Below are 18,966 nucleotides of genomic sequence, written 5' to 3'. Positions count from 1 at the left end.
ACCATCAGACCAAGTGGCTCCCAAACTCACCGGAGATCCACCGGTACCCGAACTCACCGGATCACCGGCACCGAAACAGCCCGGTAAAAACACACGCCCACTCGGCGACATCGAGCACCATCGAGTCAGGGCGATTTGCATCGTTTTAGCGCATCGTCGCAGGTCAAAAGCGGGTAACAAAGCTGGTTCAAGTCCCGTCACTCACCCTCGGTGATCAATGGTCCGACCTGCGAAAGCGGGTCGGACCATTGTCATGTGCGGGGCCTTGGCCGAACGGTGGCGCGGGAGCGTTGTCAGTCCCCCCGGCTAGCGTGGACGGGGTCAGTGGGAATGGCTCGGGCGGTGGGAGTGGCTGTGAGTGTGTTCGGGGATCGGGTGGGGACGGCGCTGCTCGTCGTCGACGTACAGAACGGTGTGGTGGGCGAGGCCCATGACAGGGACGGGGTCGTGGGGCGTATCGGGGGGCTGGTGGAGCGGGCACGGGAGGCCGGGACGCCGGTGGTGTGGGTGCAGCACTCCGATGGGCACATCGTGAGAGGGGAGGAGGGGTGGCGGATCGTGCCCGAGTTGGTGCCGGGCGAGGGGGAACCACTCGTGGAGAAGCACTACTTGGACTCCTTCGAGGAGACGGAGTTGGAGGCGGTGCTGGCCGGGCTGTCGGTGGGGCGGTTGCTGGTGTCCGGGGCGTCCACCGACGCCTGTATCCGGTCCACCCTGCACAGCGCGTTCTTCCGCGGCTATGACACCACCCTGGTCTCCGACGCCCACACCACGGGCGATCTCACGGCCTGGGGTGCCCCGCCTCCGGCGCAGGTCATCGCGCACACCAATCTGTACTGGTCGGAGCAGGCCGCCCCGGGGCGCACGGCCGGGACGGTCACCGCGGCGGAGGTCGACTTCGGCGGGTGACGGGCGGGCCGGTCGCGGGGTCAGGAGGAGGCGCGGGGGACCAGTTCGGTGGGGAGGATGATCTGGCGGTGGGTCACATCGCGGGTGGCGCGGGGGGTGGTGTCCGCGATCTCGGCGAGCAGTACGTCGATCATGGCGCGGCCCATCTCCTCGATGGGCTGACGGACGCTGCTCAGCGGCGGGTCCAGGTGGCGGGCGATGGCCGAGTCGTCGAAGCCGACCAGCGCCACGTCCTCGGGGATACGGCGGCCCTGGGCACGCAGCGTCTGCCGGGCGCCCGCCGCCATCACGTCCGAGCCGGCGAAGACGGCGTCGACTCCGGGGCGCCGCGCGAGGAGTTCGGCCATGGCGCGCCGCCCGCCCTTCTCGGTGAAGTCGCCGGGCACGATCAGTTCCTCGTCGGCCTCGGTGCCGGCTTCGGTGAGCGCGGCCCGGTAGCCGTCGACGCGGCGCTGGGCGCCGTACACGTCGAGCAGGCCGGTGATGGTGGCGACGGTGGTGCGGCCGCGGGCCAGGAGGTGGGCGACGGCGGCGCGGGCCCCGCCGAAGTTGTCCGAGTCGACGGAGGGCAGGGTCTCGGCGGCGGAGCGGCGGCCGCTGATGACGGTGGGGATGTCGAGTTGGGCGAGGAGATCGGGCAGCGGGTCGTCGGCGTGCACGGACACCAGCAGCACCCCGTCGACGCGGTGTGCGGCGAGGTACTGGGCGAGGCGGCGGCGCTCGCGGTCGCTGCCCGCGAATATCAGCAGCAACTGCATCTCGGTGTCGGTGAGTTCGGCGCCGACTCCGCGCAGCATGTCGGAGAAGTACGGCTCGGCGAAGAAGCGGGTCTCCGGTTCGGGGACGACGAGGGCGATGGCGTCGGTGCGGTTGGCGGCGAGGGCGCGGGCCGCCGTGTTCGGTACATAGCCCAGTTCGGCCACGGCGGCCTCGACGGCGGCCCGGGTGGACTCGCTGACCCGGGGCGAGCCGTTGATGACGCGCGAGACCGTGCCGCGGCCCACTCCGGCGCGTGCCGCGACCTCCTCCAGGGTGGGCCGCCGCCCGCTCCGGCCCCGCGTTCCGTGGCCCGCCATCGCCCGCCTCCTGTCCGCAGCCGCCCGCAGCGGCCCGCGCCCGCCCGAGCAGGCATCTAACCACGGCCCGCGCGCGCCTCCTCACCCACGGCCGAGGCCGCCGCGGGCGATGACCTCGGCGTACCAGTGGGCGCTGGATTTGGGGGTGCGGGTCTGGGTGGCGTAGTCGACGTAGACCGCGCCGAAACGCTTGGCATAGCCGTACGCCCACTCGAAGTTGTCCATCAGGGACCAGAGGAAGTAGCCGCGGACGTCGGCGCCGTCGGCGATGGCGCGGTGTACGGCGGCGAGGTGGTCGTGGAGGTAGGCGATGCGGTCAGGGTCGTGGACGCGGCCCTCGGCGTCGGGCCGGTCGTCGAAGGCGGCGCCGTTCTCGGTGACCATCAGGGGGAGCCGGGGGTGGCTGCGGGCGAGGCCGGTGAGCAGGGTGTGCAGGCCGTCGGGGTCGATGGACCAGCCCATGGCGGTGCGTTTGCCGGCGGCGGGGTGGAAGGCGATGTCCTCGGCGCCGGTCCAGGGCGAGTGGGCGCCGCTGCCGTGGCCGTCGTCGCCGCTGTCCCCGGTACCGGAGTCGGGGCGGGAGACGATGGTGGGCGCGTAGTAGTTGACGCCGAGGACGTCGATGGGGCGGGAGATCTCGGTGAGGTCCCCGTCGTGCACCAGCCGTTCCCAGTCGAGGAGTTGGCCGGTGTCGGCGAGGAGGTCCTCGGGGTAGGCGCCGTCGAGGAGGGGGCCGGTGAAGACGCGGTTGCCCACGGCGTCGATCCGGCGGGCCGCGTCCCGGTCGGCGGCGCTGTCCGTGCGGGCGTTGACCTGGTGGAGGTTGAGGGTGATGGAGATCCGGGCGGTGGCGGGGAGGCGTTCGCGGAGCACTCCGACGGCTTTTCCGTGGGCGAGGTTGAGGTGGTGGGCGGCGCGGAGGGTGGCGGCCGGTTCGGTGCGGCCGGGGGCGTGGACTCCGGAGCCGTAGCCGAGGAAGGCGCTGCACCAGGGCTCGTTGAGGGTGGTCCACAGGCCGATGCGGTCGCCGAGGGTGTCGGTGAGGAGGGCGGCGTAGTCGGCGAAGCGGTCGGCGGTGGCGCGCTCGGGCCAGCCGCCGGCGTCCTCCAACTCCTGTGGCAGGTCCCAGTGGTAGAGGGTGGCGACGGGTTCGATCCCGGCGTCGAGGAGGGTGTCGGTGAGGCGGCGGTAGAAGTCCAGGCCCTGCTGTACCGCGGGCCCGCGGCCGGTGGGCTGGACGCGGGGCCAGGAGATGGAGAAGCGGTAGGCGCCGATGCCGAGGTCCCGCATGAGCCGGACGTCGTCCCGGTAGCGGTGGTAGTGGTCGGCTGCGGTGTCCCCGGTGTGTCCGGCGGCGACCTTGCCGGGGGTGTGGCTGAAGGTGTCCCAGATGGAGGGGGTGCGCCCGCCCTCCGCGGCCGCCCCTTCGACCTGGTAGGCGGCGGTGGCGGCGCCCCAGAGGAAGTCGCGGGGGAAGCGGTGCGAGAGCGACGGGGTGCGGGTGTTCCCGGGGCTTGCGGAGGTCATGGTGAGAGCGCTCCCAGAGGTGGACGGGCGGGGTCAAGTGGTAGAGGAAGAAGGGGAGTTGAGGGTGCCGGCGGTCAGCCCTTGACCGCGCCGGACATGATCCCGCCGACGATCCGCCGGCCGAAGACCAGGAACACCGCCAGCAGCGGCAGGGTACTGATCAGCGCGCCCGCCATCACGATGGACTGGTCGGGGGTGTACGAGGCGCTGAGCTGGCCGAGCGCCACCTGGAGCGTCGGGTTCTGCTGGTCGAGGGCGAGGTAGGGCCAGAAGAAGTCGTTCCAGGTCTGGACGAAGGTGAGCATCCCGAGGACGACCATCGCAGGCCGGGCCACCGGCAGCACCACGGACCGCACGATGCGGAAGTTGGTCGCCCCGTCCACCCTGGCCGCCTCGATCAGCTCGTAGGGCAGTGCCTCCAGCAGGTACTGGCGCATGAAGAACACCCCGAAGGCGCTGACCAGGGTCGGGAAGATCACCGATTCGAGCTGACCGCCCCAGCCGAGGTCCGACATCATCATGAACAGCGGGACGACGCTGAGTTGGGGCGGGACGGTGAGGGTGGCGATGACGCCGGCCATCAGCGCGCCGCGGCCGCGGAACCGCAGTTTGGCGAAGGCGTAGCCGGCCAGGGTGCAGAAGAAGAGGGTGGCGGCGGTGACGCAGGAGGCGACGATCACCGTGTTGGCGATGGCGACGCCGAGGTGGGCCTGGTCCCAGGCGGTGGACAGATTGTGCGGCAGCCGCCCGCCGGGGAGGAACGGCGGCGATGAGTCCAGTACCCGCTGCTGGTCGTGGGAGGCGGCCACCAGGGTCCAGTACAGCGGGAAGAGGGAGCCGGCGCCGACGGCGAGCAGGCACAGATAGGTGAGGGGGCCCGCCTTGAGCTGCTGCCCGGCGCCGATCCGCAGCCGGCTGCGGCGGGCGGCGGTGGTGGTCCCGGGAGTGGTCATGGTCGTGGTCGTGGTCATGGGTCTCGCTCCCCGTCAGGCCGCGTTCCGGCGGAGGACGCGGCCGGTGATCCGGTTGAGCAGGGCGATGAGCAGCAGCAGGACGAGCATCGCCCAGGCGACCGCCGCGGCGGGCCCCAAGTGCCCTAGTTTCCAGCCGTAGTTGTAGAGGTAGACGCTGAGCGTCTCGTACTGGTGCTGGTTGCCGCCGACCGCGCCCAGCGGGCCGCCCTCCAGCAGCAGCGGCTCGGCGAAGAGCTGCATCGAGCCGATGGTGGAGATGACGATGGTGAAGAGGATGGTGGGCCGCAGCGAGGGGACGGTCACCTTGCGGAACTGCTGCCAGCGGGACGCCCCGTCGATGGACGCCGCCTCGTAGAGGTCGGTGGGCACGGCCTGCATGGCGGCCAGATAGATCAGGGTGTTGTAGCCGGTCCAGCGCCAGATCACGATGACCGAGATGGCGATCTTCGAAGTCCAGTCGCCGTTGGCCCAGTTGGTGTCGCCGAGGCCGACGAGGTGCAGCGCCCAGTTGAGCAGTCCCCCGTCGGCCCGGAAGACCAGGGCGAAGACCAGGGCCGCGGTGGCGACCGAGGTGGCGTACGGGGTGAGGACGACGGTGCGCCAGAACGTGCTGGCGCGCAGCCGGTAGTTGAGCAGATGGGCGAGGCCGAGGGCGACCAGGAGTTGCGGCACGGTCGACATCACGCCGATGGCGAAGGTGTTGCCGACCGCGGTCCAGAACTCCGAATCCCCCAGGATCCGGGCGAAGTTGTCCCAGCCGACCCACTCGGACCGGTCCAGGCTCGTCATCTCCACCCGGTGCAGCGCGATCCACCCGGTGTACAGCAGCGGATAGAGCCCGAAGGCGCCGAAGACGAGGAAGAACGGCGCGACATAGGCGTACGGGGAGGCCTTGTCATCGAAGCGCCAGAGCCGGGTCCGCCAACCGCTGCCGCCGCGCGGGCGGCCCACGGCACCGGGCGGCCCCGGCGGCGGGGTGTACGCGCCCCGGGTGGGGGTCGAGGTTGCCACGGGGTTCCTTCCCTGGGGGTTTGTACGGCGGGGCGCTCTGCGGATACGGGGGCCTATCCGATGGTCTTGTCGATCGTCTCCGTCGCGGCCTTCCAGGCGTCGGCCGGTGGGGTGCCGCGCTGCTCCATGTTGTTGATCTGGGTGGAGATGCTGTCCTTGATCACGGCGTCCTTGGGACCGAGCACCGCCTCGGGGATGGCCTGGGCCTCCTCCGCGTAGATCCGGCCGATGGGCGCGTCGTGGAAGTAGGCCAGCTCGGCGTTCTTCACCTTGTCCAGTGCGTAGGCGCCCTTGTTGGACGGGAAGACGCCGATCGCCTCGAAGATCGCGGCCTGCTGCTCGGGCGCGGTCAGCCACTTCACCAGTTCCACGGCCTCCTTGACGTGCTTGCCGCTCTTGGGCACGGCGAGGAAGGAGCCGCCCCAGTTGGCCGCGGAGTCACCGGGGGCGCGGGCGATGTCCCACCGGCCCTGGTACTTCGAGCCGGAGTTGGTGGAGATCTGCCCGGCCATCCAGGCGGGGCAGACCACGGTGGCGACGGTGCCCTTGCGCAGGGCCGCCACCCACGGGTCCTGGAACTGCGCCAGGCCCTGGGTGAGCTTCTTCCGGGCGGCCTCGGCGGCGAGGTTCCAGCCCTTGCGCACGCTGGGGCTCTCCTTGTAGACGGGCTTGCCGTCCGCGTCGTAGTACTGCCGGGGCTCGGAGCTGACCACCGCGTTGTACATGGCGCTGGCGGAGTCCATGAACCAGGTGCCGGCGGGGGCCTTGGACCGGTACTTCTCGCCGAGCTTCAGATAGTCCTGCCAGCCGCCGGTGACGGCCTTCGCCACGGACTCGCGGTCGGCGGGCAGTCCGGCCTGCTCGAAGAGGTCGCGGCGGTAGCAGAGCGACATGGGGCCGATGTCGGTACCGGCGCCGATCACCGCCCCGTCCGCGGTGGTGGCCTGCTTCGCCTTCCACGGCACCCAGTCGTTGACATCGATATCATCGCGCAGATCGGCGAACTTCCCGGCCTGGGTGTCCACGACCTCCTTGATCCGGCCGACCTCGATGCCCTGCACATCGGCCAGTTCGCTGCCCGAGTTCAACTGCTGGAGCAACTTGGGGTAGTAGTCCTGCTCGTTGGCGGTGGTGTTCTCCCGGACCGTGATGTCCGGGTGCAGCCGGTGGTACTCGGCGAAGAGACCGGCCTCCTTGTAGCCGAACTGCCCGTAGTCCGCCACGGTCAGCGTGATCTTCCCGTCAGCGCCGGCCGCGTCGGAGCCACCGCCGTCCGAGGTGCTGCAACCGGTGAGCAGAAGGGCCGAGGCGGTGAGGGCCGAGGCGGCGGCCAGGACGGCCGGCCTGCGGAGGGGGCCGCCGCCGGCGCGGGTAAGTCGCATTCCGCTACTCCTTGTTCCAGTGGTTCCAGTGGGACCGGGATCGAAGAGGCGGGCCGCCGTCACCGAGGCGGTCCACGGTGGTACGAGGGGGTGCGTACGGGGGGGTGCGGGGCGGTGCGACGGGCGTGCCGCGGAAGCTGTGGGAGCGTTCCCATGCCGTCTGTCGGAAGGGTGCTGCGTCACGGGGTGCGGTGTCAAGACTTGAACACCGGGCTTCCCCAACGCGCCTGTGCCCCGGGCGACTTGGAGTGGAATCGCGCGCACGGAGGGAGGGGGCCCGGTACGTTCGGGTGACCAAATGGGCCCGCCCCGCGCCGACTTGGGCGCGGGGCGGGGTTGAGCGGTGCGGGGTGTGCGTCAGCCGTTCTGGCTCACCGGGGCGGTGCCGGTGGGGTAATTGGTGCCCGTCTCCACGGTGTTGGGGATCTCGCGGCTGAGCTGGCTGTCGCAGTTCACCACGTTCCAGTGGAGGTGCGGGCCGGTCACATTGCCGGTGCCGCCCGAGGTGCCGATCTGCTGCCCCTGGGCCACCCAGTCCCCGGCGTTGATGATGGTCGAGCTGAGGTGGGCGTACTGGGTGCAGCGGTTGTCGCCGTGGTCGACCAGGGCCATGATGCCGCCGGGCCCGTTCCAGCCCTCGAAGCGGATGGTGCCGCTGGCGGAGGCGACGATCGGGGTGCCCGAGGGGGTGCCGAAGTCGACGGCGTGCCGGTTGTAGTCGTCGTTGTGCGAGTAGCCGGTGCCCGGTGTCTGCGTCACCGTGTACGCGCTGCCCCGGGGGAAGGGCAGTTTGAACGGTGCGGCGCCGCCGGAACAGGGGCCCACCACCGGCTGGTTGGACCCGGTCTCCAGGAAGCCGTCGGTGACCCAGCCGCCGCCGGGGAGCTTGTTCCAGACGCTGGTGTCGCCGCCGATGCCGGAGACGGTGTCGCCGTGGGCGTAGCAACTGATGGTGACGCTGCTGCCGTTGGGCAGGCTGCCGATCACCGCGGCACCGAGATTCGGCTCGGCCCTGACTTGCAGGGGCAGACCGGCGGGGACGCTCACGGTGACCGCCGCGTCGGCGTGGGCGACCGTCACCGGGACCATGACGGCGAGACCGGCGAACAACGAGGTCACGGCGGTCCGGAGTCTTCGGCGCATCGACGCCTCCATTCGTGGGGAGAGGGGGAGGCTAACTTTGGCATGGCCTCGACATATTCGGTACTCCCGTCGGCACTCCTGATGGCGAGGAACGGGAAACCTCACCGAACCGGGCTGGCCGCCGTCACGGAGGGTGCCGCTACCGGAACGCGGAGTCCGGCGGCTTCGGGGAATCGGTGGCGCGGGCGTCGGTGACCGGAGTGGCTCCGCCGGTGAAGTCGGCCAGGACGCGGCCGTGTTCGAGACGGGCGGACTGCGGGTCGCCGGCGGCACGGCGGGTGAGTTCGGCCACCGGCAGCGACCCGTCCGAGGCGACCAGCACCGCGTTGCCGAAACGGCGTCCGCGCCACACCGCGGGATCGGCGATCACCGCCGTCTCCGCGAACGCCGCGGCCGCGGTGGCGATCTGGCCGCGGAGATGAGCCAGCGGCGGGCCGTCCGCGATGTTCGCCGCGTACACCCCGCCGGGCGCCAGCGCACGGCGGACCTCGCCCAGGAACTCGGCACTGGTCAGATGGGCCGGCGTACGGGCGCCGCTGAACACATCCGCGATCACCAGGTCCGCCCCGCCGTCCGGCACCTTCGCCAGCCCCGCACGCGCGTCCACCGACCGCACCCGGATCCGCGCCCCCCGATCCCAGGGCAACTCGGCCCGGACGAACCGGACGAGCGCCGCGTCCCGCTCCACTACCTGCTGGGTGGAACGGGGCCGGGTCGCCGCGGTGTAACGGGCCAGGGTGAGCGCCCCGCCCCCGAGATGCACCACCCGCAGGGGCTGGCCGGGCGGCGCCGCCAGATCGATCACATGCCCCAGGCGCCGCTGGTACTCGAAGCCGAGATACGCCGGATCGTCGAGGTCGACATGGGACTGCGGGGCGCCGTCCAGCAGCAGACTCCAGGCCCGCGCCCGATCCGGATCCGGCACCAACTCCGCGGTGCCCCCATCCACCTCGGCCACCACCACAGCCGCCGCCCGCCGCCCACCCTTCCGCGCCTTCGCCATCCGCCCATTATCGAGGTAGGCCCGGGCGGGGGCGGTCCGGCGATGCGCCGACGGCTCAACTCCTCGGGGGGCGGGCCGCGTTGGACTTCGCGCTGTCCAACTTATGGGCGGGTGGGTGGGAGCGCCGGGCGCCCGATGGCGCGCCGTTCAAGGATCAGGGTGGGGGGTGGGCTCAGCGGCAGTTGTCCGCCGCGGCGATCAGGCGGGCCGCTTCGCCGAGGGCGGCGCGGAGGGCGGCCGGGTCGGTGAGGACGCCGCCCTCGTCGGGTGGCAGCAGCCAGCCGGAGCCGCTTGGCGGCACCGGTACCGCGCCCGCCTGGAGCCCCCGCCCCGGCGTGCGGGTACAGGCGCTGCCGGGTACGTCCCAGCCGTCGGCGGTGCCGGGCGGGACGAGGAAGCCGAGGGTGTCGCAGCCGCCGTCGTGCAGTACGGGGCCGATCTCGCGGGCGGCGCCCCGCCGCAGGATGTCGACGGCTTCGAGGCCCTGCCGGGCGGGCACGGTGACCAGTTCGCAGGCGCGGCCCTGGGTGGGCGGGCAGGCGAGCGACCACGGTCCGGCGCTGTGCTCGCGGCCGGGCAGTGCGGACAGGTGCCCCGGCCCGGCGGCGGACCCCGGGCCGGCCGCCGTCGCGCCGCCGCCCACGCCGCCCGTACATCCGCCGGGCGCCGCACGACCGCCCGCGGCCACCCGGTTCGCCGCCGCGGCCTGGGCCGCCATCGCGAGCGGCCACCTCTTGAACGCCTTCACCTCGGAACCCCTCCTGTGCCCGTCGCGCCCGCCGGAGGCAGGCACCCGCGGACCGCGTGCCGCACCCGGTTCGACACCGGGTCCAACGCTCCGGAGCGTCAACGGCAACGGCACAAAGCCGTCACAAAGGATGGCAGTTCATGGCAGATCGAGGGAGAGTTATCCCTTTTGTAGGCAAACCCAGAGTGTCCGCGCCGTCACAGCGGGTACGTTCGTCGCCCGCCCCGCAGTCAGCCGAAGCCCGCTCCCGCAGTGAGGCCCCGGCACGCAGGAGAGGTCCCGGCACATGGTGTCGTCACCGAGAACACCGCGGACGGCACAGCCCGCACCCCCGCCACCCGGCGCCCCCGAGCCGCCCCCGAACACGGCCTTCCGCCGGCTGCGGGGCCACCGCTCGCCGGGGGAGTTCGCGGCGGCGGTACGGCGGGCCGGGCGGGAGATCGGTGAGCGGGTCAGTTGCGACGCCCGCTATGTCGGCCGGGTCGAGTCGGGCGAGATCCGCTGCCCCAACTACGCCTACGAGCGGGTGTTCCTGCATATGTTCCCGGGCCGGACGCTGTCCGATCTCGGCTTCGCGCCGCGCTCCGCGGTCCGCGGCCGGGCACCGCGCCCCGCCCCGGACCCGCTGCCCGTGCCCGGCCCGCGCCCCGGGGAGCCGCCGGGGGCGTCCCGGGAAGACCGTCGAAGCGACGAGGAGGGGGACGTGCTGCGTCGCGCGTTCATGTCCGGATCGACCGCCGCGCTCGCCGCCGGGCTGGCCCCCTTCGGCCTCGGCCCGCTGGACGCGGCCGCCGCGGAGGGCGTACCGCACCGGGTCGGCTCGGCCCATGCCGCCGCCGTCGAGGAGGCCGTACGCCGGATCCGGCTGCTGGACGACCGGCACGGCGCGGACAGCCTGTACCGGCGGGCGGGCGGCCCGCTGCGTACCGCGTACGCGCTGCTCGACGCCGGCGGCACCGGGGCGCGGCTGATGTCCGGGGCGGGTGAACTCGCGCTCTCGGTGGGCTGGTTGGCGCATGACTCGGGCCGCCTGGACGATGCCCGCTCGCACTACGCGGAGGCGCTGGCCACCGCCCGGCTGGCGCAGGACCCGGCCCTGGAGGCGCACGCCTTCTGCAACACCGCCTTCCTGGCCCGCGACGCCCACCGCCCCCGGGAGGCGGTACGGGCCGCGCAGGCGGGGCAGCGGGCGGCGGGCGGGCTGGGCTCGGCGCGGCTGCTGTCGCTGCTGACCCTGCGGGAGGCGGGCGGTTGGGCGGTGCTCGGGGACCGTACGGCGTGCGGGCGGGTGCTGGACCGGGCCCGCGTCTTCTTCGAGCGGGGCCCGCTGCCGGACCGGGACCCGGAGTGGATGAGCTTCTTCGGTACGGCGGAGCTGGAGTTGCTGACCGCGCAGTGCTGGTCCGCGCTGGGCGACCGGCGGCGGGCGGCCGGGCACGCGGGCCGGGCGGCCGCCGCGCAGCCCCCGCACTTCACCCGCAATCTGGCGCTGTGCACCGCCCAGTTGGCGGGCGAACTGGCGCACGGCGGGCGGCCGGACGAGGCGGCGGCGGCCGGCGAGCGGGTCCTCGACCTGCTCTCGGAGGTCCGCTCCGCTCGTATCCGCGCCCTGCTCGCGGACACCGGCCGCACCCTGCTGCCGCACCGCGCCTCACCCCCGGTGGCCGCCTTCCTGGACCGCCGGGCGAGCGTCCCGGGCGGCCCCCGGTGACGGCACCGCCCGTTCAACTGCCCACCGCCGCCTACCCGTACAGGTGGCCGCTGTCGTTCCAGACCTCGACGGCGGGGGCGCCGTAGGCCCAGCCGAGGACGGAGAGGGAGGCCGGGTCGAGGCGGATGCGGGACGCGAAGGACAGGTCCTCGCCGAGCCAGCGGGCGCCGATGGCGCGCAGGATGTGGCCGTGGGCGAAGACCAGCACATCGCGGTCGGCGGAGCGGGCCCAGTCCACGACGGCGTCGGCGCGTGCGGTGAACTCCGCGCGTCCCTCCCCGCCCGGCACCCCGTCGCGCCAGATGAGCCAGCCGGGCCGCAGCTCCTGGATGCGGTCGGGGGTGAGGCCCTCGTAGTCGCCGTAGTCCCACTCCAGCAGGGCGTCCCAGGGGGTGGCGCGGTCGCCGAGGCCGGCCAGGGCGCAGGTGTCGGCGGCACGGGCGAGGGGGCTGGTGCGGATCTCGGCGGCGCGGACGGTGTCCGCGAGGGGTGCGCGGCGCAGGCGCTCGCCGAGGAGTTCGGCGCCGCGTCGGCCCTCCGCCAGCAGCGGCACATCGGTACGGCCGGTGTGCCGGCCGGAGCGGGACCAGGCCGTCTGCCCGTGCCGGGCCAGCAGGATGCGCGGAGCCATGGGTGAGCCTCCAGCTCGTCGGGGACGCGGTGCGCCGGGCGCGGAGCCGCGGCGGCGGGATCGGCGCTGATCCCCGGGCGGTACGGACCTGGGCCGGTCCGGGACGCCGCCCCATCATCGCGCACCCCGCGGGCAGGCAACCCGCCGGTCCGGCCTCGCGTCTTTGACGATCGGGACCGCACCCGCCTACGCCGGCCGCGCACACCGTAATGTGGTCGGTCCCCGCATGTGACGCAGGGGGACGGGGAGCACGGGGAGTACCAGGGGAACGTGGGGAAACGGGGGGACGGCACCGGGTCGCCCGCCCGCACGGTGAACACCGCGGGAACACCGCGCAGCGCGGAGACGGCGAAGAGGGAGAGCGAACGGATGCCGCAGACCGACGCACCGGCCGACGGTGCGATAGGCAGCCGACTCCGCTGGTGGACCGAGCTGCCGCTGATACTCCTGGTCTACGGGGCGTACTCGGGCGGCCGGCTGCTGGCCCGCGGTGATGTCGACTCGGCCGTCGACCACGGCCTGTCCCTGCTGCGAATAGAGCAGGCGCTGCACATCGACGCGGAACACCCCCTCAACCGGATCTTCACCGCCCACCCCTCGCTCGGCGTCCCCGCGGACTTCTGGTACGCCTCGCTGCACTACCTGGTGACGCCCGCCGTCCTCATCTGGCTCTTCCGCCGCCGGCCCGGCGTCTACCGGGCGGCCCGCACCTGGCTGATGGCCGCCACCCTGATCGGCCTGATCGGCTTCACCCTCCTCCCGACCTGCCCGCCCCGCCTCCTCGACCCCGGGTACGGATTCACCGACACCATGGCCCAGTTCAGCTCCTACGGCTGGTGGGGCGGGGAGGCCAGCGCACCGCGCGGGCTCGGCGGCATGACCAACCAGTACGCGGCGATGCCCAGCCTGCATGTGGGGTGGGCGCTGTGGTGCGGGGTGATGCTGTGGCGGCAGAGCGGCAATCCGCTGCTGCGGACGGCCGCCGTGGTGTATCCGCTGGTGACCACCATCGTGGTGATGGGCACCGCCAACCACTATCTGCTGGACGCGGTGGCCGGGGCGGCCGTGATGGGCGCCGGGCTGCTGCTGGCCCGGCCGGTGATGCGCGCCGCGGACCGCGTCCGGAACCGGCTCACGGCCCGGCTCGCCCCCGTACCGCCGGTCCCCGCCGAAGAGGTCCCCGAGGAGGTTCCGGCCGAGGTTCCGGCCGAGGTCGTCGAAGGGGTCAAGGTGCCCGCGGGCGCCCAGAGTTCCCCGATTGTCGGTGACGGGTGCCAGACTTCGCCGGGTGAGCGATTTCCCCGACAGCGCGAAGAGCAGCGCCCCCAGCCGAGTGCCGACCCAGCCGCGGGCGACGGGGCTCCGGCAGCGGCTCGCTGAGCTGCGCGGCCCCGACACCCCGCCGCGGGCCATCGACGCCCGCGGGCTCGCCGCCCTCGCCGCCAACCCGGGCTGCGGCCGGCGCGCCCTGCTGGACGGCGCCGGGGTCGACAAGGCGGCACTCGCCGGCGCCCTCGGCACGCCCTCGGGCTACGGCCAGTCCCAGTTCGCCCTGATCCGGGGGAACGCCTTCGAGGCCCGCGTCAAGGCGGACGGCGGCGTACGGCTGCTGGAGCTGGTGCACGAGCGCCTCGACCCGTCGGCCGCGCCGCCCACCCCGGACGGCGCCCGGGTACCGGACCTGACCGCGGCCGGGCCCGAGGGCCGCACCGCGCGTACCGCGCTCGCGCTGCGGGAGGCGGCCGCGGCGGGCACCTGGACCCTGCTCGACCATCCGATGCTGGCGCTGGACGTGGCCGGGACCCCGGCGTTCCTGGAGCCGGACGCGGTGGTGGTCCACCCCGACGGGCGGTGGAGCGTGGTCGAGATCAAGTCGTTCCCGATGATCGACGGCAGCGCCGAGCCGTCCAAGGTGGGCGCCGCCGCCCGGCAGGCCGCGGTGTACGTACTGGCCCTGGAGCGGCTCGCGGAGCAGGTGGCGGCGGCCGGTCCGGTGGTGCCGCGGGTCGGTGAGCGGGTGCTGCTGGTGTGCCCCAAGGACTTCTCCAATCTGCCCGCCGCCGCCCCGGTCGACATCCGCAAGCAACGGGCGGTCACCCGGCGGCAGTTGGCCCGGCTCACCCGGGTCGAGGAGCTGGCGGCCCAGCTCCCCGCCGGGACCAGCTTCGACGTCCGGCGCCCGGCGGCCGAGCTGGCCGAGGCCCTCGGCGCGGTGCCCGCGCAGTACGCGCCGGAGTGCCTGGCCGCCTGCGAGCTGGCCTTCCACTGCCGGGCCGGGGCCCGCGCCCGCGGCGAGGTGACCGCGCTCGGCCGGCAGACCAGAGCGGAGCTGGGTGGGCTGGCCGAGATCGGCTCGGTGCTCGCCGCGGCCCGCGGCGAGCAGGGGGACCCGGCGGACCCGGCGGTGGCCGCCCTGCGCCGGGCCGCGGCACTGCGGGCCGAGGCCCTGGCCGCCGCCGGACTGGCGGAGGCCCGCTGATGCCGCAGTCACCGCCCCGCCCGGCCGGGCCGGAGGGCCGCTGATGTCGCTGCTCACGGACCTCGCCCGGCTGGAGGCCATGCACACCGGCCGCGCCCGCCCCGCCGCCACCGTCCGCCACCGGCACCTCTCGGACCGGCCGCTGGTGCTGGTACCGCTGATCACCGCGGGTGAGACCGGCGCCCCGCTCGGCGCCCTCGTCGGCACCGAACGCACCGCGCCCCGCGCCCTGTTCGTCCCCCAGCCCCGCGACCGCGACCAGCGCTTCGCCTTCCTCGCCGAGCTGGCCCAGGCCGTACTGCCGTATCTCGACGGGTACGCGGAGCGGGTCGAGGCGGCCGAGCGCACCGAGAGCGATCCGGAGACCGGCAAGCGGGTCAAGGTCGAGGTGGAACTCTGCGCGGACGCACCCCAGTTGATCGTCCCGAGCCGCCCCGGGGTGGACTTCGTACGGCTGCTGGGCCGGTCGACGCGCTTTCGGCGGACCGCCGAGCAGGACCCGGACAGCCCGTTCCCGGCGCCCCCGCAGATCCCGCTGCTCGGCCGCTGGCTGACGCATCTCGGGGAGCGGGCCCGGGTGCCCGGCTCCTCGATGCTGCTGGCCATGACGGACCTCCTCGGGCTGCACTGGGCCACCGGCCAGTCCGGCCTGGAGGACCAGCACCTGGGCGCGCTGCTCGCCTGGCTGGAGGCGCCCCCGGGCACCTCGGGCGCCGAGGCCGCGCTCAGCGCCGAGCTGGACCGGGACGCGGCCGGGCAGTTGCTCCATCCCCCGGCGGGCCCGGCCACCGACCCGGCCTTCGACAACGACCTGCTCGCCCCCGCGATCGAGCGCTACGACCGGGCCCGCACCGCGCTGGCCGCCGCCACGGACGGGGTCGAGGCCGACGAGCGGCTGGGCGAGGTGACGGCCGCCGAGGACGCGATCCGCGCCCTGGTCGTCAGCCGCACCCGCCCCACCTGGGACGCGGTCTGGCGCGGCCTGGACCTGCTGTGCACGCTGCCCGCCGGCGCCCATGTACCGGACCGCTGGACGCGGGACCGCTGGTCGTTCACCGGGCACCGGGACCGGGTGCGGGCCGGCGAGCCCCCGCAGCCCCGCCGGGACGACGCGGTGACGGCGGCCGCGAAGCTGGCCGCCAGGGAGCGGGAGCAGGCCCGGCTCGACGCGCAGGAGGCGCTGGACGATCCGCTGGTGATGGCGGCCCGCCGGTTCGCGGGCGAGGCCTTCGCGGGCGAGGTGACGGAGGTGGTGATGGCGTACCGGGAGGGCTCGCGTCCGGCGCCCCGGCCGCTGGTCACCCTGCGCACCGCGGACCGGCCGCACCTGGGCGAGCGCACCAAGGTCCACCGCTCCCTCGACGGCCGCCCGCAGACCGCCGAGTTCGCCGGATACGCGGACGAGGAGGGCGGCGCCCCGTCCGGTACCGGTGAAGTGGCCGTCGTACTGCGGCTGTTGGACAAGATGGGGCGGGGCCGGGAACCCGCGGAGGGATCGGTGCCGCGGAAGGGCGACCGCCTCTGCTTCACCCTCTTCGAGCACGACCAGCGCGGCGGGCCCAAGCTCCCCGCCCCGGAGGACACCCCGTGGACCCACGGCGGCCCGCCCGACGAGGCCCCCGAGCCCGACGATCCGACCACCCGGGAGGACCTGCTGTGACCGCCGCCACCCCGCAACAGCGGCACCAGGAACGGGAGTCGGCGCCGTCGGCCGCCGCCGCCCGGGCCACCGAGGCGATCCTGCACGACACCCTGCACGGCCCGCACCGCGGCGTGGTGGTGGACTCCCCGCCCGGCGCCGGCAAGTCCACCCTGGTGGTGCGCGCCGCCCGTGAACTCGCCGCGGCCGGACGCCCGTTGATGATCGTCGCGCAGACCAACGCCCAGGTGGACGACCTGGTGCTGCGGCTCGCCGAGAAGGACCCCGAGCTGCCCGTGGGCCGTCTGCACAGCAGCGACACGGACGCCTACGACAAGGCACTCGAAGACCTGCCGCGGGTGCGCCGCTCCACCAAGGCGCGCGAGCTGCGGGAGCTGCCGGTGGTGGTGTCCACGGCGGCCAAGTGGGCGCACGTCAGCGGCGTGGAGCCATGGCGGCACGCCATCGTGGACGAGGCGTACCAGATGCGTTCGGACGGGCTGCTCGCGGTCGCCGGGCTCTTCGAACGGGCCCTGTTCGTGGGCGACCCGGGCCAGTTGGACCCGTTCGCCCTGGTCGGCAGCGAGCAGTGGGCGGGCCTGGCGTACGACCCGTCGGCGAGTGCGGTGAGCACCCTGCTGGCACACAATCCGGGGCTGCCGCAGCACCGGCTGCCGGTGTCCTGGCGGCTCCCGGCCTCGGCGGCGGAGCTGGTGTCCTCGGCGTTCTACCCGTACACGCCGTTCCGCAGCGGCACCGGGCCCGGGGAGCGGCGGCTGGAGTTCGGGCGCGGCCCGGACGGTTCGGCGGCGGACGAGGTGATCGACGAGGCGGCGCGCTCCGGCTGGGGCCTGCTGGAGCTGCCCGCCCGGCACACCCCGCGCACCGACCCGGAGGCGGTCGCCGCGGTCGCCGGGGTGGTGCGCAGACTGCTCGACCGGGAGGGCGCGGCGTACTCGGAGCGCGGCCCGGACGCGGAGCCGCTGACCGCGGAGCGGATCGCCGTCGGCACCGCCCACCGGGACCAGGCCGCCGCGGTCCGCGCCGCCCTGGCCGAGGCCGGCGTCCCCGCCGTCACCGTGGACACGGCGAACCGGCTCCAGGGCCGCGAGTACGACGTGACGGTGGTGCTGCACCCGCTCTCCGGACGCCCCGACGCCACGGCGTTCCACCTGGAGACCGGGCGGCTGTGCGTACTGGCCTCCCGGCACCGGCACGCCTGCGTCGTGGTGTGCCGCGCGGGCGTCCCCCGCCTCCTGGACGAGCACCCCGGCACCGAACCGGTCCGCCTCGGCGTCACCCTGAAGTTCCCGGACGGCTGGGAGGCCAACCACGCGGTACTCGCCCACCTCGCCACCCACCGGGTCCGGGCGCGGTAGGCCGTGTCATTCGGCTCTGCGCGGCGGGGTTGCGGGGCGCGGGACAATGGTGGGTGGCCCACCCCCGGCAAGACCTGTGGAGGAGAACATGGCGGAGTCCGAGCGGCCCCGTGACACCCCTCGGCTGCGCCCCGCACCGCTGCTCTTCGAGCCCACGGAGGCAGCCTCGGATCCGGAGCACTTCTTCGACCTGGAGTCCATCGACGACCCGCGGGAGCTGCTGTCCCGCGCCACCGAACTGACCCTGGCGTTCCGCGCGGCCGCCGACCGCTCCGTGGAGTACCAGGCGATCGCGGCCGCCCAACTCGCCGATGTGCGCCGCTTCGACCGGCTGACCGCGGCGGACATCGGGCGCCGGGCGGAGTGGACCGAGGACTATGCCAAGAAGATGATCGAGTACGGTCAGGACCTGCTGAGGGGCGGTGCGGACCGGAGCTGAGAGAGCGCCCTGCCGGGCGGGGCGCGGGCCGGAAGCACGATCTTTCGGCATATGCCCGGCGGCACGATACCCCCCGTATCGCCCTCCTGTCTCGAATTCCGGCAACCCTCCGGAACCGCCCGCGCACCGCGAGTAGATGTAGTTGCCATGAGCAGTGCACGGTACGCAGCGACCCCCGTCCGCCTCGCCGCCCCCGACCGCGACCGGTTCGACGTCAGCGGTGTCACCCGCGAGGGAGCCGCCTGGCTCGCCTCCGCAGGAACGTATCCCCGCAGCGCCCTCGCACTCTGGGCGGACCGGCCGACCGCCCCCCTGGTACTGCCCTGCGGCTCCGCCTTCGACGTGGTCAACGCCCCCGCCGTCTTCGGCCGCCGGATGCTGGACCGGCTCTGGGACGAGGGCCCGGGCTCGGGTCCGGTCGCGGTGCACCGGGGCCGGATGCTGTTGTTCACGGCGCCCGGTACGGCGGAGCGGCTGCCCGCCCTGCTGGAGTGGGAGGAGTGGGGCGCCGGGCAGCGCGGCAAAGGCGTCCCACCGCTCCTCTGCCACGGCACCGGCGACGCGGTCACCGTCCCCCCGCTCAGCCCCCAGCCCGGCACCGCCGCCGCCTCCCGCTGGCTGGTCGCGCCCGACGCCCGCCGCCCCTGGCTCCCGGGCCCGGAGGTGGCGCTCTGGGCCGCGGTCCGCGCGGCCGCACCGGACCGCCGGGAACGCCTGCACAGCGGGGGTGCGCCGACCCCCGAGACCCCCGCCACAGAGCCCCTGACCGCCACCCGCATAACGATTTTTCCCAGCGCCGAACAGGGTGCTAACCTCTACGACGTCAGCAGGCGCCGCTAGCTCAGTTGGTTAGAGCAGCTGACTCTTAATCAGCGGGTCCGGGGTTCGAGTCCCTGGCGGCGCACCGGACGGTCG

The 18,966-nt window shown here is 73.9% G+C and carries 17 protein-coding genes and 1 tRNA gene; 9 read left to right on the top strand and 9 right to left on the bottom strand.

Annotated elements, in window-relative coordinates; genetic code table 11:
• The first annotated feature begins 354 nt into the window (after window positions 1-354).
• Complete coding sequence (locus ACFVST_RS20790) at window positions 355-909, top strand: isochorismatase family protein (RefSeq protein ID WP_390153913.1); 555 nt, start codon at window positions 355-357, stop codon at window positions 907-909.
• Between the two features lie 20 nt (window positions 910-929).
• On the opposite strand, the gene ACFVST_RS20785 is transcribed toward ACFVST_RS20790, so the two are convergent.
• From ACFVST_RS20785 to ACFVST_RS20750, 8 genes are all read right to left on the bottom strand, one after another.
• Complete coding sequence (locus ACFVST_RS20785) at window positions 930-1,985, bottom strand: LacI family DNA-binding transcriptional regulator (protein ID WP_390153911.1); 1,056 nt, start codon at window positions 1,983-1,985, stop codon at window positions 930-932.
• 81 nt (window positions 1,986-2,066) lie between these two features.
• Window positions 2,067-3,512, bottom strand: coding sequence for a GH1 family beta-glucosidase (locus tag ACFVST_RS20780; RefSeq protein WP_390153908.1), 1,446 nt, complete (start codon window positions 3,510-3,512; stop codon window positions 2,067-2,069).
• Between the two features lie 74 nt (window positions 3,513-3,586).
• Window positions 3,587-4,483, bottom strand: a complete 897-nt coding sequence (locus ACFVST_RS20775; protein ID WP_390153905.1) for a carbohydrate ABC transporter permease — start codon at window positions 4,481-4,483, stop codon at window positions 3,587-3,589.
• A 15-nt stretch (window positions 4,484-4,498) separates the two neighbouring features.
• Window positions 4,499-5,497, bottom strand: coding sequence for a carbohydrate ABC transporter permease (locus tag ACFVST_RS20770; RefSeq protein ID WP_390153902.1), 999 nt, complete (start codon window positions 5,495-5,497; stop codon window positions 4,499-4,501).
• Between the two features lie 53 nt (window positions 5,498-5,550).
• Complete coding sequence (locus tag ACFVST_RS20765; RefSeq protein WP_390153899.1) at window positions 5,551-6,879, bottom strand: extracellular solute-binding protein; 1,329 nt, start codon at window positions 6,877-6,879, stop codon at window positions 5,551-5,553.
• 357 nt (window positions 6,880-7,236) lie between these two features.
• Window positions 7,237-8,022 carry a peptidoglycan DD-metalloendopeptidase family protein gene (locus ACFVST_RS20760; RefSeq protein WP_390153896.1) on the bottom strand — a complete coding sequence of 262 codons (786 nt, stop codon included), beginning with the start codon at window positions 8,020-8,022 and terminating at the stop codon, window positions 7,237-7,239.
• A 139-nt stretch (window positions 8,023-8,161) separates the two neighbouring features.
• Entirely contained in the window at window positions 8,162-9,025 is an 864-nt protein-coding gene (locus tag ACFVST_RS20755) for a spermidine synthase (protein ID WP_390153893.1), read from the bottom strand.
• A gap of 172 nt (window positions 9,026-9,197) precedes the next feature.
• Window positions 9,198-9,743 carry a hypothetical protein gene (locus ACFVST_RS20750; RefSeq protein ID WP_390153925.1) on the bottom strand — a complete coding sequence of 182 codons (546 nt, stop codon included), beginning with the start codon at window positions 9,741-9,743 and terminating at the stop codon, window positions 9,198-9,200.
• Window positions 9,744-10,059: 316 nt separating this feature from the next.
• On the opposite strand from ACFVST_RS20750, the gene ACFVST_RS20745 reads away from it, so the two are divergent.
• Window positions 10,060-11,484 carry a hypothetical protein gene (locus ACFVST_RS20745; protein WP_390153890.1) on the top strand — a complete coding sequence of 475 codons (1,425 nt, stop codon included), beginning with the start codon at window positions 10,060-10,062 and terminating at the stop codon, window positions 11,482-11,484.
• Between the two features lie 31 nt (window positions 11,485-11,515).
• Here the strand turns inward: ACFVST_RS20745 and ACFVST_RS20740 are convergent, their stop codons facing one another.
• On the bottom strand, window positions 11,516-12,115 hold the full coding sequence (locus tag ACFVST_RS20740; protein WP_390153887.1) for a histidine phosphatase family protein: 600 nt from the start codon (window positions 12,113-12,115) through the stop codon (window positions 11,516-11,518).
• A 369-nt stretch (window positions 12,116-12,484) separates the two neighbouring features.
• Between ACFVST_RS20740 and ACFVST_RS20735 the strand changes: the two genes are divergently transcribed.
• The 7 genes from ACFVST_RS20735 to ACFVST_RS20705 all read left to right on the top strand — a co-directional run bounded on the left by ACFVST_RS20735 (window position 12,485) and on the right by ACFVST_RS20705 (window position 18,955).
• Window positions 12,485-13,495, top strand: a complete 1,011-nt coding sequence (locus ACFVST_RS20735; RefSeq protein ID WP_390153884.1) for a phosphatase PAP2 family protein — start codon at window positions 12,485-12,487, stop codon at window positions 13,493-13,495.
• Window positions 13,404-14,594, top strand: a complete 1,191-nt coding sequence (locus tag ACFVST_RS20730; RefSeq protein ID WP_390153881.1) for a hypothetical protein — start codon at window positions 13,404-13,406, stop codon at window positions 14,592-14,594. Before ACFVST_RS20735 ends, ACFVST_RS20730 begins: the two co-directional genes overlap by 92 nt.
• Before the next feature lie 43 nt (window positions 14,595-14,637).
• Window positions 14,638-16,254: a hypothetical protein gene (locus ACFVST_RS20725; protein ID WP_390153878.1), complete on the top strand. Its 1,617-nt coding sequence runs from the start codon at window positions 14,638-14,640 to the stop codon at window positions 16,252-16,254.
• Window positions 16,251-17,612, top strand: coding sequence for an AAA domain-containing protein (locus ACFVST_RS20720; RefSeq protein WP_390153876.1), 1,362 nt, complete (start codon window positions 16,251-16,253; stop codon window positions 17,610-17,612). The genes ACFVST_RS20725 and ACFVST_RS20720 overlap by 4 nt, the downstream gene beginning before the upstream one ends.
• Window positions 17,613-17,700: 88 nt before the next feature.
• Entirely contained in the window at window positions 17,701-18,051 is a 351-nt protein-coding gene (locus ACFVST_RS20715) for a hypothetical protein (RefSeq protein ID WP_390153873.1), read from the top strand.
• Between the two features lie 147 nt (window positions 18,052-18,198).
• The gene (locus ACFVST_RS20710; protein WP_390153870.1) at window positions 18,199-18,891 is read left to right on the top strand and encodes a bifunctional DNA primase/polymerase; all 693 of its coding nucleotides are present in this window, start codon (window positions 18,199-18,201) and stop codon (window positions 18,889-18,891) included.
• Window positions 18,882-18,955, top strand: a tRNA-Lys gene (locus ACFVST_RS20705). Before ACFVST_RS20710 ends, ACFVST_RS20705 begins: the two co-directional genes overlap by 10 nt.
• Window positions 18,956-18,966 lie beyond the last annotated feature (11 nt).

It is taken from the genome of Streptomyces sp. NPDC058045 (assembly GCF_042885635.1).
Lineage (GTDB): Bacteria > Actinomycetota > Actinomycetes > Streptomycetales > Streptomycetaceae > Streptomyces.
The sequence above is the reverse complement of the archived record's forward strand: the minus strand, read 5'-3'. Positions and strand labels throughout refer to the sequence as shown.

Excerpts from the sequence above, each read along its gene's own strand:
- ACFVST_RS20785 (WP_390153911.1), bottom strand. The coding sequence starts at position 1,985 with ATGGCGGGCCACGGAACGCGGGGCCGGAGCGGGCGGCGGCCCACCCTG.
- ACFVST_RS20780 (WP_390153908.1), bottom strand. The coding sequence starts at position 3,512 with ATGACCTCCGCAAGCCCCGGGAACACCCGCACCCCGTCGCTCTCGCAC.
- ACFVST_RS20775 (WP_390153905.1), bottom strand. The coding sequence starts at position 4,483 with ATGACCACGACCACGACCATGACCACTCCCGGGACCACCACCGCCGCC.
- ACFVST_RS20765 (WP_390153899.1), bottom strand. The coding sequence starts at position 6,879 with ATGCGACTTACCCGCGCCGGCGGCGGCCCCCTCCGCAGGCCGGCCGTC.
- ACFVST_RS20760 (WP_390153896.1), bottom strand. The coding sequence starts at position 8,022 with ATGCGCCGAAGACTCCGGACCGCCGTGACCTCGTTGTTCGCCGGTCTC.
- ACFVST_RS20755 (WP_390153893.1), bottom strand. The coding sequence starts at position 9,025 with ATGGCGAAGGCGCGGAAGGGTGGGCGGCGGGCGGCGGCTGTGGTGGTG.
- ACFVST_RS20750 (WP_390153925.1), bottom strand. The coding sequence starts at position 9,743 with ATGGCGGCCCAGGCCGCGGCGGCGAACCGGGTGGCCGCGGGCGGTCGT.
- ACFVST_RS20745 (WP_390153890.1), top strand. The coding sequence starts at position 10,060 with ATGGTGTCGTCACCGAGAACACCGCGGACGGCACAGCCCGCACCCCCG.
- ACFVST_RS20740 (WP_390153887.1), bottom strand. The coding sequence starts at position 12,115 with ATGGCTCCGCGCATCCTGCTGGCCCGGCACGGGCAGACGGCCTGGTCC.
- ACFVST_RS20735 (WP_390153884.1), top strand. The coding sequence starts at position 12,485 with ATGCCGCAGACCGACGCACCGGCCGACGGTGCGATAGGCAGCCGACTC.
- ACFVST_RS20725 (WP_390153878.1), top strand. The coding sequence starts at position 14,638 with ATGTCGCTGCTCACGGACCTCGCCCGGCTGGAGGCCATGCACACCGGC.
- ACFVST_RS20715 (WP_390153873.1), top strand. The coding sequence starts at position 17,701 with ATGGCGGAGTCCGAGCGGCCCCGTGACACCCCTCGGCTGCGCCCCGCA.
- ACFVST_RS20710 (WP_390153870.1), top strand. The coding sequence starts at position 18,199 with ATGAGCAGTGCACGGTACGCAGCGACCCCCGTCCGCCTCGCCGCCCCC.